At 68.2% G+C, this 13630-nt stretch carries 14 protein-coding genes; 5 read left to right on the top strand and 9 right to left on the bottom strand.

The window, feature by feature from the left end:
* Nucleotides 1–2: 2 nt before the first annotated feature.
* From U6958_RS04550 to U6958_RS04520, 7 genes are all read right to left on the bottom strand, one after another.
* Nucleotides 3–1007, bottom strand: coding sequence for a glycosyltransferase family 2 protein (locus U6958_RS04550; protein WP_016454509.1), 1005 nt, complete (start codon nt 1005–1007; stop codon nt 3–5).
* Nucleotides 1004–2623, bottom strand: coding sequence for a glycosyltransferase family 39 protein (locus U6958_RS04545; protein WP_074922683.1), 1620 nt, complete (start codon nt 2621–2623; stop codon nt 1004–1006). Before U6958_RS04545 ends, U6958_RS04550 begins: the two co-directional genes overlap by 4 nt.
* Before the next feature lie 108 nt (nt 2624–2731).
* On the bottom strand, nt 2732–3682 hold the full coding sequence (locus U6958_RS04540; RefSeq protein ID WP_016450376.1) for an AEC family transporter: 951 nt from the start codon (nt 3680–3682) through the stop codon (nt 2732–2734).
* Nucleotides 3683–3806: 124 nt separating this feature from the next.
* Nucleotides 3807–4166, bottom strand: a complete 360-nt coding sequence (locus U6958_RS04535; protein ID WP_016450375.1) for a hypothetical protein — start codon at nt 4164–4166, stop codon at nt 3807–3809.
* A gap of 93 nt (nt 4167–4259) precedes the next feature.
* Nucleotides 4260–4661, bottom strand: coding sequence for a hypothetical protein (locus U6958_RS04530; protein WP_016450374.1), 402 nt, complete (start codon nt 4659–4661; stop codon nt 4260–4262).
* On the bottom strand, nt 4658–5221 hold the full coding sequence (locus tag U6958_RS04525) for an ATP/GTP-binding protein (RefSeq protein WP_046242164.1): 564 nt from the start codon (nt 5219–5221) through the stop codon (nt 4658–4660). Before U6958_RS04525 ends, U6958_RS04530 begins: the two co-directional genes overlap by 4 nt.
* Entirely contained in the window at nt 5218–5976 is a 759-nt protein-coding gene (locus U6958_RS04520; RefSeq protein ID WP_016450372.1) for a hypothetical protein, read from the bottom strand. Before U6958_RS04520 ends, U6958_RS04525 begins: the two co-directional genes overlap by 4 nt.
* 281 nt (nt 5977–6257) lie before the next feature.
* Between U6958_RS04520 and U6958_RS04515 the strand changes: the two genes are divergently transcribed.
* The 4 genes from U6958_RS04515 (at nt 6258) to U6958_RS04500 (ending at nt 10788) form a co-directional block, all read left to right on the top strand.
* Entirely contained in the window at nt 6258–8327 is a 2070-nt protein-coding gene (locus U6958_RS04515; protein ID WP_074922679.1) for an ATP-dependent helicase, read from the top strand.
* An 18-nt stretch (nt 8328–8345) separates the two neighbouring features.
* The gene (locus U6958_RS04510) at nt 8346–8852 is read left to right on the top strand and encodes a hypothetical protein (protein ID WP_016454506.1); all 507 of its coding nucleotides are present in this window, start codon (nt 8346–8348) and stop codon (nt 8850–8852) included.
* 87 nt (nt 8853–8939) lie between these two features.
* Nucleotides 8940–10160 carry a phospholipase A gene (locus U6958_RS04505; RefSeq protein WP_016450369.1) on the top strand — a complete coding sequence of 407 codons (1221 nt, stop codon included), beginning with the start codon at nt 8940–8942 and terminating at the stop codon, nt 10158–10160.
* Between the two features lie 166 nt (nt 10161–10326).
* On the top strand, nt 10327–10788 hold the full coding sequence (locus tag U6958_RS04500; protein WP_026062676.1) for a hypothetical protein: 462 nt from the start codon (nt 10327–10329) through the stop codon (nt 10786–10788).
* A gap of 27 nt (nt 10789–10815) precedes the next feature.
* Here U6958_RS04500 and U6958_RS04495 read toward each other — a convergent pair whose 3' ends face one another.
* Nucleotides 10816–11286, bottom strand: coding sequence for a universal stress protein (locus U6958_RS04495; protein ID WP_016450367.1), 471 nt, complete (start codon nt 11284–11286; stop codon nt 10816–10818).
* Nucleotides 11287–11421: 135 nt separating this feature from the next.
* On the opposite strand from U6958_RS04495, the gene tgt reads away from it, so the two are divergent.
* Complete coding sequence (gene tgt / locus U6958_RS04490) at nt 11422–12594, top strand: tRNA guanosine(34) transglycosylase Tgt (RefSeq protein ID WP_016450366.1); 1173 nt, start codon at nt 11422–11424, stop codon at nt 12592–12594.
* A 45-nt stretch (nt 12595–12639) separates the two neighbouring features.
* On the opposite strand, the gene U6958_RS04485 is transcribed toward tgt, so the two are convergent.
* Nucleotides 12640–13590, bottom strand: coding sequence for a LysR family transcriptional regulator (locus tag U6958_RS04485; RefSeq protein WP_016450365.1), 951 nt, complete (start codon nt 13588–13590; stop codon nt 12640–12642).
* Between the last annotated feature and the right edge of the window lie 40 nt (nt 13591–13630).

Genomic DNA, 13630 nt, shown 5'->3' with positions numbered 1-13630 from the left:
GGCTACTCCCGCGGCGCCAGCGGGCTGCGGTCCTCGTCGCGCGCCAGCAGATAGGTGGGACGGCGCTTGACCTCGTCATAGATCCGGCCGATGTACTCGCCCAGGATGCCGATGGACATCAGCTGCACGCCCGAGAACAGCATGATGCTGGCCGCCAGCGTAGGCCAGCCGTCCAGCGGGTTGCCGAAGATCAGCGTCTCCATGGTGATCCACAGCCCGTAGAGCAGGGCCGCCAGCGAGATCATCCCGCCCACGATGCTCCACACGCGCAGCGGCAAGGTGGTGAACGAGGTCAGCCCCAGCAGGGCCAGCGAGCCCAGGCGCCGGAAATTGAAGCTGGACGCCCCGGCCGTGCGGTCGGCCGGCACGAACGGCAGTGCCGCCGCCTTGAAGCCCACCCAGGCGTACAGGCCCTTCATGAACCGGTGGCTCTCGGGCAGTGCCTTGAGCGCGTCGGCCACGCAGCGGTCCAGCCAGCGGAAGTCGCCGGCATTGGGCGGGATCTTCACCAGGTTGCCGGCATTCATGAGCCGGTAGAACAGATTGGTGCCCACGCGCTTGGCGCCGCTTTCGGCGCCCCGGTCGGCGATCACGCCATAGACCATGTCGTAGCCGGACTGCCACAGCTCGCACATCTGGGGCAGCATCTGCAGCGGATGCTGGAAGTCGGCGTCGATCAGCACCACGGCATTGCCGCGCGCATGGTCTATGCCGGCCGACAGGGCCGCCTCCTTGCCGAAGTTGCGAGACAGCGCCAGGTAGCGCACGGGCAGCTCCTGCGCCATGCGCAGCGCGATCTCGTGCGTGGCGTCGCGGCTGCCATCGTTGACGACGATCAGCTCGTAGTCGGGCGTCAGCGTGCGCACGGTCGCGTCCAGGGCCCGCAGGAACGCCTCCAGGTTGCCCTCTTCATTGTGGGCCGGCACCACGCAGCTCAGCCGCAGCGGCGCGCGCGGCAGCATTCCCTTGGGAGCGGCCGGAGCAATGTCAGCATGCAATTCGGTCATAGGCCAGCATTGTCAGCGGGCTGGCTGCCCGCGCGCGGCAACACATCAAAAACCGCATACGCATAAGGTGTGGGCACAGGAAAACGCCAGCCCGAGCGTTGCAGCGTGAGCACACGCGGCTCCTGCGGCAGGCCCAGCTTCGCCAGCCAGGCCTGCGCCTGCTGCTCGCAATCGCGCGATTTCGCGGTCGGCCCGGGCTCGCCGGCCACGGGGCCGCGCGGGCACAGCAGCAGGCCGGGCTGGCGGCGCCAGTCCGGCAGCGCCAGCACACGCGCATATTCGCTGTCGGGCAGGCCGGGGATGGTGCGCAGATGCGGCTGTGCATAGAAGGAGAGCATGGCGTTTTCCGCCCAGTCGCCGCCCACCCACTGCAGCGGCTGCTCCGGGTGGCGCTGGTTCCAGGACAGCACGATGGCCTGGGCCGCATCGGCCGCGGGCCGGTAGTAGTCGGAACTGCTCTTGCGCGCATTGCCCCAACCCGCGGCCACGCCAATCACCAGCACCACGGCCAGGCTGGGCCACCAGGCGCGGCGCAGCGCGGCCAGGGCGGCCTGCGTCGCGGCAGGCGCCTCGGCGTCCAGGTTGCGCAGCCACAGCAGCACGAAGGCATAGCCGATGGGAATGGCCCAGGGCGTGGACAGCTCCACCACGCCGGTGGCGCCAAAGCCCAGCGTCGTCAGCCAGGGCATGAGGGCCAGCCAGAACAAGGTGTCGCCCCGCCCCTGCCAGGCCCAGCTGCGGCGCAGAAAGCGCGCGCTCCAGCGCAGCCAGCCACCGCCTTGCTGGCGGGCCTGCATGAAGCCATACACCAGGCACACGGCCAGCCAGGCCGGCAGCCAGTAGAAGATGGGCGCCAGCGCAAAGCGCAGCACATAGCCCCACACCACCTGCCCGCCGCCCTGGTCCATGGCATAGCCCAGCGTCACCCACTGGTGGTGGGCAATCCAGGCCACATGCGGCGCCAGCGCCAGGCCAAAGGCTGCCAGCGCCACATAGGGCCTGGGAGTGAGCAGCCACTGGCGACCTTCGCGAACCAGGAGGATGGGCAGCAGAAAACCGGCCAGGAACACGCCGCTGTAGTACTTGCTGAGCATGCAGGCGGCCGAGACCACGCCCAGGGCCACGCTGAAGGTCAGGCCCCGCACACCCTTTTCCTGCCAGCTGGCCAGCAGCAGGGCCGCCGCCCAGGGCCACAGGGACAGCAGCTGGCTGTTGGCGTTGAACTTGCCGGCCAGCGTCGTATACGGGAAGCACCACAGCAGCAGCAGCGCCCCCAGCGGCGCCAGGCGCGCCAGCCCCAGGCGCCGGCCCAGCACATAGACACCCCACAGGCCCACGCCCACATTGGCATAGGACAGCAGGCGGTAGAAAGCGTCGTTCTGCGGAAACACCATGAACCACAGGCCGACCACCCAGGCGAAGAACGGCGGGTGCTTGTGCGTGCCCAGCTGCAGCGGCTGGGACCAGGCATAGTTCTCCAGCATGTCGTGGTAGCCGTCCAGGTTGCCATTGGCCAGCCAGGACACCAGGGCCCAGAGCAGGCAGGCCAGCGTCACCATCCAGAGCAGGCCCGCGCCCGTGGGGGCGCCGGCCGGGACAGAGGGGGAGGGTTTCATGCAATCCCGTCGAGGTGGTGAAAAAACATGGGCGCGATTGTAGAGAGCGCCAGCCTGCCGACAGGCCTGGACTGACCGGGCCTGCCCAGGCCTGCCGCTCGGACCTGCTCAGGTCATCAACGCCACGGCACCCGAGAAGCTCAGGAAGGCCAGCACCGTGGACACCAGGATGATGCGGGCCACCCGCCCGCCATGCGCACCGAAGCGCTCGGTCAGCAGCGAGACATTGCTGGCGCTGGGCAGTGCGGCCAGCAGCACCAGGGCCACGAAGGCCTCCTCACCCAGCGGCAGGCCCAGCGCCATGGCCGCGCGGGCCACGGCCCAGACCAGCAACGGATGGACCAGCAGCTTGGCCAGCGCGATGGGCACGTAGTCGCGCGCGGCCACGCGCTCATGGCTGTTCATCTGCGAGCGCGCCAGCACGGCGCCTATGGTGAACAGCGCCACGGGCGAGGCCGCGCCCGCCAGCATGGCCACGGTGCGGTCGATGGGGCCGGGCAGCGTCCAGCCCGCCGCCGACGCCACTGCGCCCAGCACGATGGACCAGGGCATGGGGTTGGAGGCCATGCCCGCCAGCGCGCGGCGCAATGCCACCGTCACACCGTGCCCGCCCGGCATTCCGAGGCGCGACAGCGCAATGCACAGCGAGGTGGTCACCACCATGTCGATGGCCATGGTGACGATGACCGGGCCCGCCGCACGCTCACCCAGCAGCGCCACCAGCATGGGCACGCCCATGAAGCCGGTATTGGGGAAGGCGGCCACCAGTGCGCCGAAGGCCGCATCGTTCCAGCCCACGCGCCGCAGCGTGAGCGCCACGGTGGCGCCCACCATCAGCAGCGCGCACAGCAGGTAGACCACGGAGACGCCCACATCCAGCAGTTGCGCGATCGGCGTCTGCGCGCCAAAGCGAAACAGCATGCAGGGCAGCGCGAAATACAGCACGAAGGCGTTGAGCCCCGGTATCGCCGCCTGCGGCAGCACGCCACGCCAGGTGGCTGCGAAGCCGCAGGCCACGAGAGCGAAGAAGGGGAAGGTGATCAGCAGGACGGACAGCACGCGGCGATTCTGGCAGCAAGCCGGCGCGTACGCTGCGCGCCCGTGGCGCACCGGTGACGGCGGGCAAAAAAAAACCTGCCGGAATCCGTCTCCGGCAGGTCTGGCGGCAAGAGCGCGGGCGCTCTCAGAGTGCCAGGTCCTTTTCGATCTCCTGCACCTTGCGGCGGGCCAGCGCCAGGTTGGAGCGGCTCTTGTCCAGCACCAGGTAGAAGAACACGCCTTCATGGGCGGCCACGGGCCGGATGACGTGGTACTGGTGGGTCAGAGTGATCAGGATGTCGTCGATGGCATCGTCCAGCTTGAGCATGCGCATGGTCTTGAGCTTGGCGCGCACCACCTCCGTGTTGCCGGCGGCGGCCAGCTCCATGTCGAGGCCGGAGCCCGCGCTGCCCATCAGCATGCCGCTGGTGCTGTCCACCAGGGCTGCGCACAGGGCGCCATCGATGCCCAGCAGGCCGTTCAGAGAATCATGTATCGAAGCCATATGCCACCTCTTTCAAATAGCAAGGGCAGGCGATGCGATGGACTCATCGCGCCCGCTCCTCGGGGGAGAAAACTCTTGAATCGGATACGGGGGTCAGAGACGGGACAGATCGCCGGCCACTTCGCCCGCGGCCCACAGCGCACGTCCCAGCAAGGCGCTTTGATCGACCACCATGCACAGGATGGCCGGGTGGCTGCCGCCCACGGCCTGGAAAAGGACGGTACCCAGTTCGGTCTCGAAGGTCAGGCGGTGGCAGGACTTGTGGCCTATCTCGGCGGCCACGGCCTTTGCCATGGCCATCAGCGAGCCCGCCATAGCAGACAGGCGCTCCGTCGGCAGCTCGCTCTTGACCCGCAGGGCCGTGATCTCGAAACCATCGGGCGTGCACAGCAAGGCGATATGCACGCCCTCGAGAGGCGCCACCACGCGATTGAGTGCAACTTGGCCAGCTTCGATCACGGTGGAGGAAATCTGGGGATGCGTTGGTGTCTTCATGCCTGACTTTGCAAGGAAAGCAAGGAAACGAGCACCCCCAGCGCATCCAGCAACTGCTGCCGGTCACGGGGGTCCGCCTGGATGACAGGCACTATACCGCGACCTCGATCGGCCAAGGCGGTGCTGAACGCCTCCTGCTGTTGTTCGCTGGCGTCACGGCAACTGAGCAGCAGCACCTGGGGTTCGACCTCCAGGGTGGCGATCTCGGACAGGAGCTGCGCGGCATAGTCCGGCGCCGAGGCATCGCCCACATCCACCATCAGCAGCACGCCCACCGAAGCATTGAGCACCCAGCGGCGCACGAAGTCGAAGCGGTCCTGGCCCGGGCTGCCCACCAGCTGCAGCCGCATTCCCTCGCCCAGATCGATCTCGCCGAACTCCGCGCCCACGGTGGTGAACTCCTTGGAATGGGCGGCCCGGTCGAGATTGGGCACATCCGTTGCGGCCATCAGCGCTCCGCACAGGCTGCGCAGCGCCGTGGTCTTGCCGATGCCCATGGGGCCGATCAGGCTCACCCGCACCGATCCCGCACCGGGCTGGTCGCTCATCCACATGCTCATGCCTGCCCTCCGCGGCGTATCCAGCCGGTCAGCCGCTGCACCCACTGGCGCGACAGGCCTGGCGCCACGGCAGTGGCAGCCCCGTGCGCCTGCGCGCGGTGGCCGCCCAGCGGCGTCGGATCGTCCGCACGGGCCGGCCTCAGGCTGCAATCGAGCGTGCCGCGCAGCCGGGGGTGGCGCAGCAGCTCGGCCACGGCGGCAGGCGCCATGCCGCTGTGCTCGCACAGTGTGGCCACATCCATCGGGCCACGGCACAGCATGGCCAGGGCCCGCAGGGATTCGGCACTGTTCCAGGGCGCGGGCAGCGCCACCCATGCCTTGAGCCGGAATTGGTAGCGGCAGCCCTCAGCCTGCTGCCGAAGGTCATCCAGGGCGCGCACCAGGGTCTGCGAGGACGCCACCTGCTGGCGCACCGTCCAGTCCATGAGAAAGACGGCGGCCCGGTCCAGCATGTCGATCAGGTCGGAGAGCGTGAAATCCAGATCCAGATAGGTGGCCAGGCGCTGGGGCGTGCGTTCCAGGTGCTGCCCCTGGGGCACACCGCCCACATAGACCACGCAAGGCAGCCATCCGGCCGCCTCGGGCACGGGCAGGCTGCCGTCCACCACCAGCACCTGGGCGCTGACCAGGGGCACCTGCCGCCAGCCGCGCAGCGACTTGCGGGACGCCACGGCAAACAATGTCTCAAAACGCTGCTTGAGCAGCGGCGACCACAGCTCGGCAGCCAGGCCAATCTCATCGGTAGTGCGAGCCAACTTCAACGCCTCCCCGGATAGCAGCGGGAAATGAACAGATCGAGGTCGCCTGGAGCAAATATAGGCGAGCACTGATATTTTCGATAGTTTTCGCTCAACGATCACACCCATCAATGTGAACTTTTCTATCGGTGGCTGTACAGCCACAGACAGCTCCCCGCGGGTCGCGAGATTTGTCGCCGAATTCCAAGGGTGCTTACACCTGCCCGGACGGCCCCGACCCCCGAAGCGGTATGCTCCCGCTTCCCTCACTTTCACGCCTTTCCCCGCGCAACGCACCCATGTCCGCAGGACTCAATCTGGCCCAGCTCCAGGCCGTCCACTACACCGAAGGCCCCTGCCTGGTCCTGGCCGGCGCGGGCTCGGGCAAGACACGCGTGATCACGCACAAGATCGGACGCCTGATCGAGACGGGCATGGCGCCACGGCGCATCGCTGCCATCACCTTCACCAACAAGGCAGCGGCCGAAATGCGCGAGCGCGCGGCCGGCCTCATCGGCCGACAGGCCAAGGATGTGCTGGTCTGCACCTTCCACGCCCTGGGCGTGCGCATGGTGCGCGAGGACGGCCATGTGCTGGGCCTCAAGCCCCAGTTCAGCATCCTGGATGCCGACGACGTGACGGGCATCCTCAAGGACTGCTCGGGCGGCACCACCGACCTGGCCACGGCGCGCCAGTGGCAATGGACCATCAGCAACTGGAAGAACGCCGGCTGGGACAGCCGCAAGGCCCTGGCCATGGCCCAGGACGACAACGAACGCAGCACGGCGCTGATCATGCAGCGCTACGAAGAGCGCCTGACCGCCTACCAGAGCGTGGACTTCGACGACCTGATCGGCATGCCCATGCGCCTGCTCAAGAACCACGCCGAGGTGCGCGAGAAATGGCAGCGCCTGCTGGGCCATGTGCTGGTGGACGAATACCAGGACACCAACGCCACGCAGTACGAGCTGCTCAAGCTGCTGGTGGGCAGCCGGGCCCACTTCACGGCCGTGGGCGACGACGACCAGAGCATCTACGGCTGGCGCGGCGCCACGCTGGACAACCTCAAGAAGCTGCCGGTGGAGTTCCCGCAGCTCAAGGTGATCAAGCTGGAGCAGAACTACCGCTCCACCTCGGCCATCCTGCGTGCGGCCAACAACGTGATCCAGCCCAACCCCAAGCTCTATCCGAAGACGCTGTTCTCGGAGCTGGGCGAAGGCGAGCCCGTGCGCATCGTGGACTGCGACACCGAGGAGCACGAGGCCGAGCGCGCCGTAGCCCGCATCCAGAGCCTGCGCGCGGCCAGCAACCCGCCGCCGGACTGGAAGGATTTCGCCATCCTCTACCGCGCTAACCACCAGGCCAAGCCCTTCGAGAAGGCCTTGCGCAAGGCCAACATTCCCTACAAGGTCTCGGGCGGCACCAGCTTCTTCGACCGCGCCGAGATCAAGGACCTGTGCGCCTGGTTCCGGCTGTGGATCAACAACGACGACGACCCCGCCTTCCTGCGCGCCATCGGCACGCCCAAGCGCGGCATAGGCCACACCACGCTGGGCAAGCTGGGCGAGTTTTCCTCGCAGCACAAGCTCAGCATGTTCGGCGCCCTGTTCGCGCACATGCTGGAAGCGGCCCTGCCCAAGAAGACGCATGACAGCCTGCTGGAGTTCGGCCGCTACATCAACGACCTCGAATACCGCGCCCGCCACACGCTGGGCGCCGAGCAGTCGCGCGGCTTCATGCTCGACTGGCTCAAGGAGATCGGCTACGAGCAGTACCTCTACGACAGCGAGGACAGCGAATCGGTGGCCGCCGCGCGATGGAGCAACGTGCTGGAGTTCTGCGACTGGATGGCCCAGCGCGCCGGCGGCCAGATCGAGGATGCGGCGGGAACGACCACGCACACCGAGGTCAAGAGCCTGCTGGAGGTGGCGCGCAACATCGCCCTGCTGTCCACCATCAGCGAGCGCGAGAAGGAGCAGGACATGGTCATCCTGTCCACGCTGCACGCCTCCAAGGGCCTGGAGTGGCCGCATGTGATGCTGGTCGGCGTGACCGAGGGCATGCTGCCCTTCAAGCTCGACGACGACGATGGCCGCCAGCAAAAGGTCAGCGACGAGACCGCCCAGCGCCTGCAGGAAGAGCGCCGCCTCATGTACGTGGGCATCACGCGCGCCCGGCGATCGCTGGCCGTGAGCTGGACCAAGCGCCGCAAGAAGGGCCGCGAGATGGTCTCCACCCTGCCCAGCCGCTTCATCAAGGAAATGGGCCTGGACGCCGCCACCTCGCGCGAGGACCCGCGCGAGAAGCTGCGCCAGCTGCGCGCCGAGTTCGCGCTCAAGGCACAGCAGTCCACGCCCGCCGACTCCTGATTCCCCGAAAGACACCGCATGCGTTTTTACCGCCCCGTTCTCAGCCTGGCGCTGGTGGCCGTGACCGCCGCCTGCTCCAGCACCGCCTTGCAGCCCACTGCCCAGGCCACCCCACAGTCCACCGCCCAGGCCAAGGCCGCACCCAAGGCCGCCCGCACAGCCTCCGCACAGCCCCCTCTCTCATGCCCCGAGGGCGAGGAAATGAAGGACAGCCAGCTGCAGGGCGAATGGACAGGCACGGTCGAAGGCCAGGCCCAGCCCGTGCGCCTGCAGCTGGGGCCGCACCCCCAGTGGAAGGGCAACGTCAAGGGCACGATCGCGCGCGGCGCAGACACCCGGCCCATGGTCGGCGACGTGGCCGATGACCACATCACGCTGGAAGAAAGCGCCGACGGCAAGCGCATCACCGCCACCTGGCTGGGCGATGTCGTCGAAGGCAGCTGCGCCCGCGAGATCCGCGGCAACTACCTCGAAGGCGAGGATGCCGCGCCCCGGCCCTTCGTGCTGCGCAAGCTCGCGCCATGACCGGCCCCCGAGCCTGCACACGAGCCCCTGCTGCCTCTTCACTCATTACCCCTTACTCTTCGCTCCTTCCATCACCGGACCCAAGCCATGACGAATCCTCCACACCTGGATCGCCGCAAGCGCCCAAGCCGCACGCCGACACCCCTGCAGTGGGCCCTGGCCATGGGCCTGGGCGCCACGCCCTGGCTCGGCGCCCAGGCGCAAACCGCGCCCCGCCCCCTGTCCGAGGACGCCTGGCGCCAGTGCGCCGCCACCACGGACAACCAGTCTCGCCTGGCCTGCTTCGACACCTGGGCACAGCAGCAGCAACCGCTGACCGCGCCGCCAGCCACCGGCTGGAGTGCTCCGGCCGCCAGCGCCGCAGCCGATCCTGGCGCCCTGCCCACGCCCGCCCCCGTGGTGACGGCCGACAGCGGCCAGGGCCTGGCGCTGCCCACCACCCCCACCAACGGCGGCTGCCGCGACCCGCGCTACAGCGAGCTGTCGCGCTACTACGAGCTGGAACCGGGCAGCGACTGCGGTACCTTCAGCTTCCGCGGCTATCGGCCCATGTCCGTGTCCGTGGTGACGGCCGACCATGTCAACCGGCAGCCCACCACGCCCGGCAAGGACCCTGCGCAGTCGCAGCCCTACAAGACCGAGGAAATGCGCGTGCAGCTGTCGGTGCGCACCAAGGTCGCCCAGGGCCTGCTGACCGGCAGCACCTCGGCGGGCAAGGACTCGCTGTGGGTCGGCTACACCCAGCAGTCGTACTGGCAGCTGTTCAGCCCCGCCATCTCGCGGCCCTTCCGCAACACGGACCACGAGCCCGAGATCTTCTACGTCTACCCCACCGATGCCCGGCTGCCCTTCGGCTGGCGCTGGCGCTACAGCGGCGTGGGACTGGTGCACCAGTCCAACGGCCAGAGCGATCCGCTGTCGCGCAGCTGGAACCGCTGGTATCTGATGACCGGCTTCGAGCTGGACAACCGCTGGCAGCTGCACGCCAAGGCCTGGCAGCGCATCCGCGAAAGCGCCGAGCACGACGACAACCCGCGCATCCAGGACTACATAGGCCGGGGCGAGGTGAAACTGGGCTGGAACGTCAATGCACAGAACTATCTGGGCTTCACTGCGCGCGGCTCGCTGGGCCAGGGCCGCGGCTCCGGCCGCGTCGAATGGCTGCGCACCCTAGGCGAAGGATGGAACGGTGGCAAGAGCAATTTGCGCCTGCATGTCCAGCTTTTCAGCGGATACGGTGACAGCCTGATCGATTACAACTACAAGCGCACCGTGCTCAGCGTGGGCTTCAGCCTTCTGGACTTCTAGAAGGCCGGCCCTCGCGGGCACGCTTTGCCGCTTGCCCTTCGCGGGGAAGCCCCGCCCCGCTGGCTGCATTGCCAGCGGCCGGGGCCATGCGTCAGAATGCGCCGATGCCCCGGGCCTTTGCAGGCAGGCCCGGAACCCGCCCCAGAACGAACCGCGGAGGTCCGCCATGGATTTGCAATACCAGCTCAAGGCCGGCAGCTACTGCCTGTACGACATGCGCGAGACGCCCAGTGCCATCACGGGCGAGCGCCGCTGCCGGCTCAGGACCGAGCTGGTGGCCATTGCCTTCGACCTGGTCACGGGCCAGGTCCATGAGCATGGCTCGCCCACGCGCATCCATGCCTGGGCGCTGTGCACGCGCAGGCGGCTGCGCGCGGCCGGCGACTGGGACCAGGCCGACAGCATCGTCGTGGTCTCCGGGCCCCTGCCGGTGGATGAGATCAACAAATGCCTGGGCATACGCGGCTACTGCCGCCGCATGTTCCAGCGCCTGGCCAGCCTGCCGCACGGCAAGCTGCAGCCCCACGCGCATTCGCACGCTCATGGTGCCCACGGCGCCTACGGAGCTTACGGCGCCCATGCAGGCCGGCACCAGAGCCATCAGGGCCAGCAGCGGCGGGCTGCCTGAAGGCCCGCGCGCCTGCCCGGCGCGGCCTCACTCGGGACTCAGGTCCTGCTCCTCATCTTCATCGCGCGGCTCGGCATGCTTGACGATGGTCACCGGCAGCCGGCTGTTGCGCGCCACCTCGCGCGAGACCGAGCCGATCAGCACGCGCCGCAGGCCGCCCTGGCCCAGCGCGCCGATGATGATCTGCTCGCAGCCCGTGCTCTCGGCAATGTCGGCCAGCGCAGCGGCGGGCTCGCCCAGGCCGATCTCCACCTCGTAGGAAATGCCGGCCGCCCGCACCAGGGCCACGGCCGGCGCCACCAGGTGCATGCCGGCGTCCACGCTGGCGGCGGCGATCATGTCCGAGTCCTGCGTGGCCAGCTCGAACAGCGAGGCCTCCTGCTGCACATGGGCCAGCACGAAATGCGCCTGAAGGCCCTGGCGCACCAGGGAGATGGCGTGGTGCACGGCATCCAGCGAGGGCTCGGACCCGTCGACGGCAATCATGATCTTCAGCATGCAGACCTCCTTTTTTGTAGCTGGCGAATCGCAACCACCCCAGTGTAGACGCGGGCCGGCTAAGCCGGACGGGCTCCGGGGACAGTCGCGGCGCGTCCGACACGCGCATGCGGCCATCTGGGACAATGGAGGGCTATGCTGCAATTCGACCTGCTCAAGACCGATCCCTCCAGCCACGCGCGCCGCGGCCAGCTCACGCTCAACCACGGCGTGGTGCAGACACCCATCTTCATGCCCGTGGGCACCTATGGCACCGTCAAGGGCGTGATGCCGCGCAGCCTGCAGGAGATGGGCGCGCAGATCATCCTGGGCAACACCTTCCACCTGTGGATGCGCCCGGGGCTGGACATCATGCAGAGCTTCGGCGGCCTGCACGGCTTCGAGAAGTGGGACAAGCCCATCCTCACCGACTCGGGGGGCTTTCAGGTCTGGAGCCTGGGCGCCATGCGCAAGATCACCGAGGAAGGCGTGCACTTCGCCAGCCCCGTCAATGGCGACAAGCTGTTCATGTCGCCCGAAGTCAGCATGCAGATCCAGACGATCCTGAACTCGGACATCGTCATGCAGCTGGACGAATGCACGCCCTACGAGACCAACGGCCACAAGACCACCGAGGCCGAGGCACGCAAGAGCATGGAGATGAGCCGCCGCTGGGCCAAGCGCTCCAGCGACGAATTCCAGCGCCTGGGCAACCCCAATGCGCTGTTCGGCATCGTGCAGGGCGGCATGTACGAGAACCTGCGCGAGGAATCGCTGCAGGCCCTGGTCGAGATGGACTTCCCCGGCTACGCCGTGGGCGGCGTCTCGGTGGGCGAGCCCAAGGACGAGATGCTGGCCATCATGGCCCACACGCCCCACCGCCTGCCGGCCCACAAGCCGCGCTACCTGATGGGCGTGGGCACGCCCGAGGACCTGGTGCAGGGCGTGGCCGACGGCGTGGACATGTTCGACTGCGTCATGCCCACGCGCAATGCGCGCAACGGCACCATCTTCACGCGCTATGGCGACCTGAAGATCCGCAATGCCCGCCACAAGACCGACCACCAGCCGCTGGACCCCAGCTGCACCTGCCACGCCTGCGCCGGTGCCAGCGGCGTGAGCTGGGAGCAAGGCGGACGCGACGGCTTCTCGCGCGCCTACCTGCACCATCTGGACCGCTGCGGCGAGATGCTGGGCCCCATGCTCACCACCATCCACAACCTGCACTACTACCTGAACCTGATGCAGGAAGTGCGCAATGCGCTGGAGGCGGGCAACTTCACTGAAATGCGCGCACGCTTCAAGGCCGAGCGCGCCCGGGGCGTCTGACGCCCCGCAGCCGATCGTTCAGGTCACTCAGGTGGCCAGGGTCGCTCAGGTCGCCATATCCTTGAGCGACCAGGACACGCCGGTCTCGAAGCCGGCGCGCATCTCGTCGGCCACGCGCTCCAGCTCGTCCAGAAACAGGCGCATGGCTGCCGCCCTGGTGTAGCCGATGCGCTGGTACAGACAGCTTGGCAGCTGTGCTCCTGCATCGTGCAGGGGCCGCCAGAGCAGGCGGCCGGCCGCCACATCCTCGGCCACGTTGTCGGGCACCAGGAATCCCAGGGCCGTGCTGCCGGCCACCAGGCGCCGCACCATGGGCACGGAGCTGGTCTCCACCAGCGGCCGCTGCTGGTGCAGGGCTGCGCTGTCCATCTGCTCCAGCATGCTGCGCAGCTCCATGCCCGGCGCCATCAGGATCAGCGGATAGGCCACGCAATCGCGCAGGCGCAGCAGGCGCGGCTCGGTGGCCAGCGGATGGCCGGGGGCCATCACCGCGCCCAGCGGCTGGGGCCAGGCCCGCACCTCCTGCACGCCGGGCGGCGGCGGGCGGCGCAGGCAATAGGCCACATCGATCTCGCCCTGCGCAACGCCGCGCAGCAGCTCCTCGCCCGTGCCCGAGCGCACGCTGAAGGTGATGCCCGGATAGCGTGCATGCAGGCTGGAGATCACCAGCGGCAGCAGGTACTCGGCCGTGGCATGGGACACGCCCACGCGCACATGGCCCCGGCGCAGGGCGCGCAGGTCCTCCACCTGGGCCAGCGCGTTGTCGAAGTCACGCTGGCTGCGCCGCACGGCCGCCAGCATCAGCTCCCCGGCCGTTGTCAGCTGCATGCCGCGCGGCAGGCGGTCGAACAGCGGCACGCCGACCTGGGCCTCCAGGTTGAGGATCTGCTGGTTCACGGCGGCCGCCGTCAGGTGCAGCGTGACGGCGGCCTTGCGCACCGAGCCACGGCGAGCCACCTCGTCGAAACAGCGAAAGGCCTGGGAGATTGCGGGCATGGCGCGGAGTGTAAATTTTTATCTGACACCTCATCCAAAA

The organism is Delftia lacustris, from assembly GCF_040267515.1.
GTDB classification, from domain to species: Bacteria; Pseudomonadota; Gammaproteobacteria; order Burkholderiales; family Burkholderiaceae_C; genus Comamonas; species Comamonas tsuruhatensis.
This window is presented reverse-complemented; position numbering and strand designations above follow the sequence as displayed.

Bases quoted from the DNA above. Each gene is read 5' to 3' on its own strand.
- U6958_RS04550 (WP_016454509.1), bottom strand. From the start codon at position 1,007: ATGACCGAATTGCATGCTGACATTGCTCCGGCCGCTCCCAAGGGAATG.
- U6958_RS04545 (WP_074922683.1), bottom strand. From the start codon at position 2,623: ATGAAACCCTCCCCCTCTGTCCCGGCCGGCGCCCCCACGGGCGCGGGC.
- U6958_RS04535 (WP_016450375.1), bottom strand. From the start codon at position 4,166: ATGGCTTCGATACATGATTCTCTGAACGGCCTGCTGGGCATCGATGGC.
- U6958_RS04530 (WP_016450374.1), bottom strand. From the start codon at position 4,661: ATGAAGACACCAACGCATCCCCAGATTTCCTCCACCGTGATCGAAGCT.
- U6958_RS04525 (WP_046242164.1), bottom strand. From the start codon at position 5,221: ATGAGCATGTGGATGAGCGACCAGCCCGGTGCGGGATCGGTGCGGGTG.
- U6958_RS04515 (WP_074922679.1), top strand. From the start codon at position 6,258: ATGTCCGCAGGACTCAATCTGGCCCAGCTCCAGGCCGTCCACTACACC.
- U6958_RS04510 (WP_016454506.1), top strand. From the start codon at position 8,346: ATGCGTTTTTACCGCCCCGTTCTCAGCCTGGCGCTGGTGGCCGTGACC.
- U6958_RS04505 (WP_016450369.1), top strand. From the start codon at position 8,940: ATGACGAATCCTCCACACCTGGATCGCCGCAAGCGCCCAAGCCGCACG.
- U6958_RS04500 (WP_026062676.1), top strand. From the start codon at position 10,327: ATGGATTTGCAATACCAGCTCAAGGCCGGCAGCTACTGCCTGTACGAC.
- U6958_RS04495 (WP_016450367.1), bottom strand. From the start codon at position 11,286: ATGCTGAAGATCATGATTGCCGTCGACGGGTCCGAGCCCTCGCTGGAT.
- tgt (WP_016450366.1), top strand. From the start codon at position 11,422: ATGCTGCAATTCGACCTGCTCAAGACCGATCCCTCCAGCCACGCGCGC.
- U6958_RS04485 (WP_016450365.1), bottom strand. From the start codon at position 13,590: ATGCCCGCAATCTCCCAGGCCTTTCGCTGTTTCGACGAGGTGGCTCGC.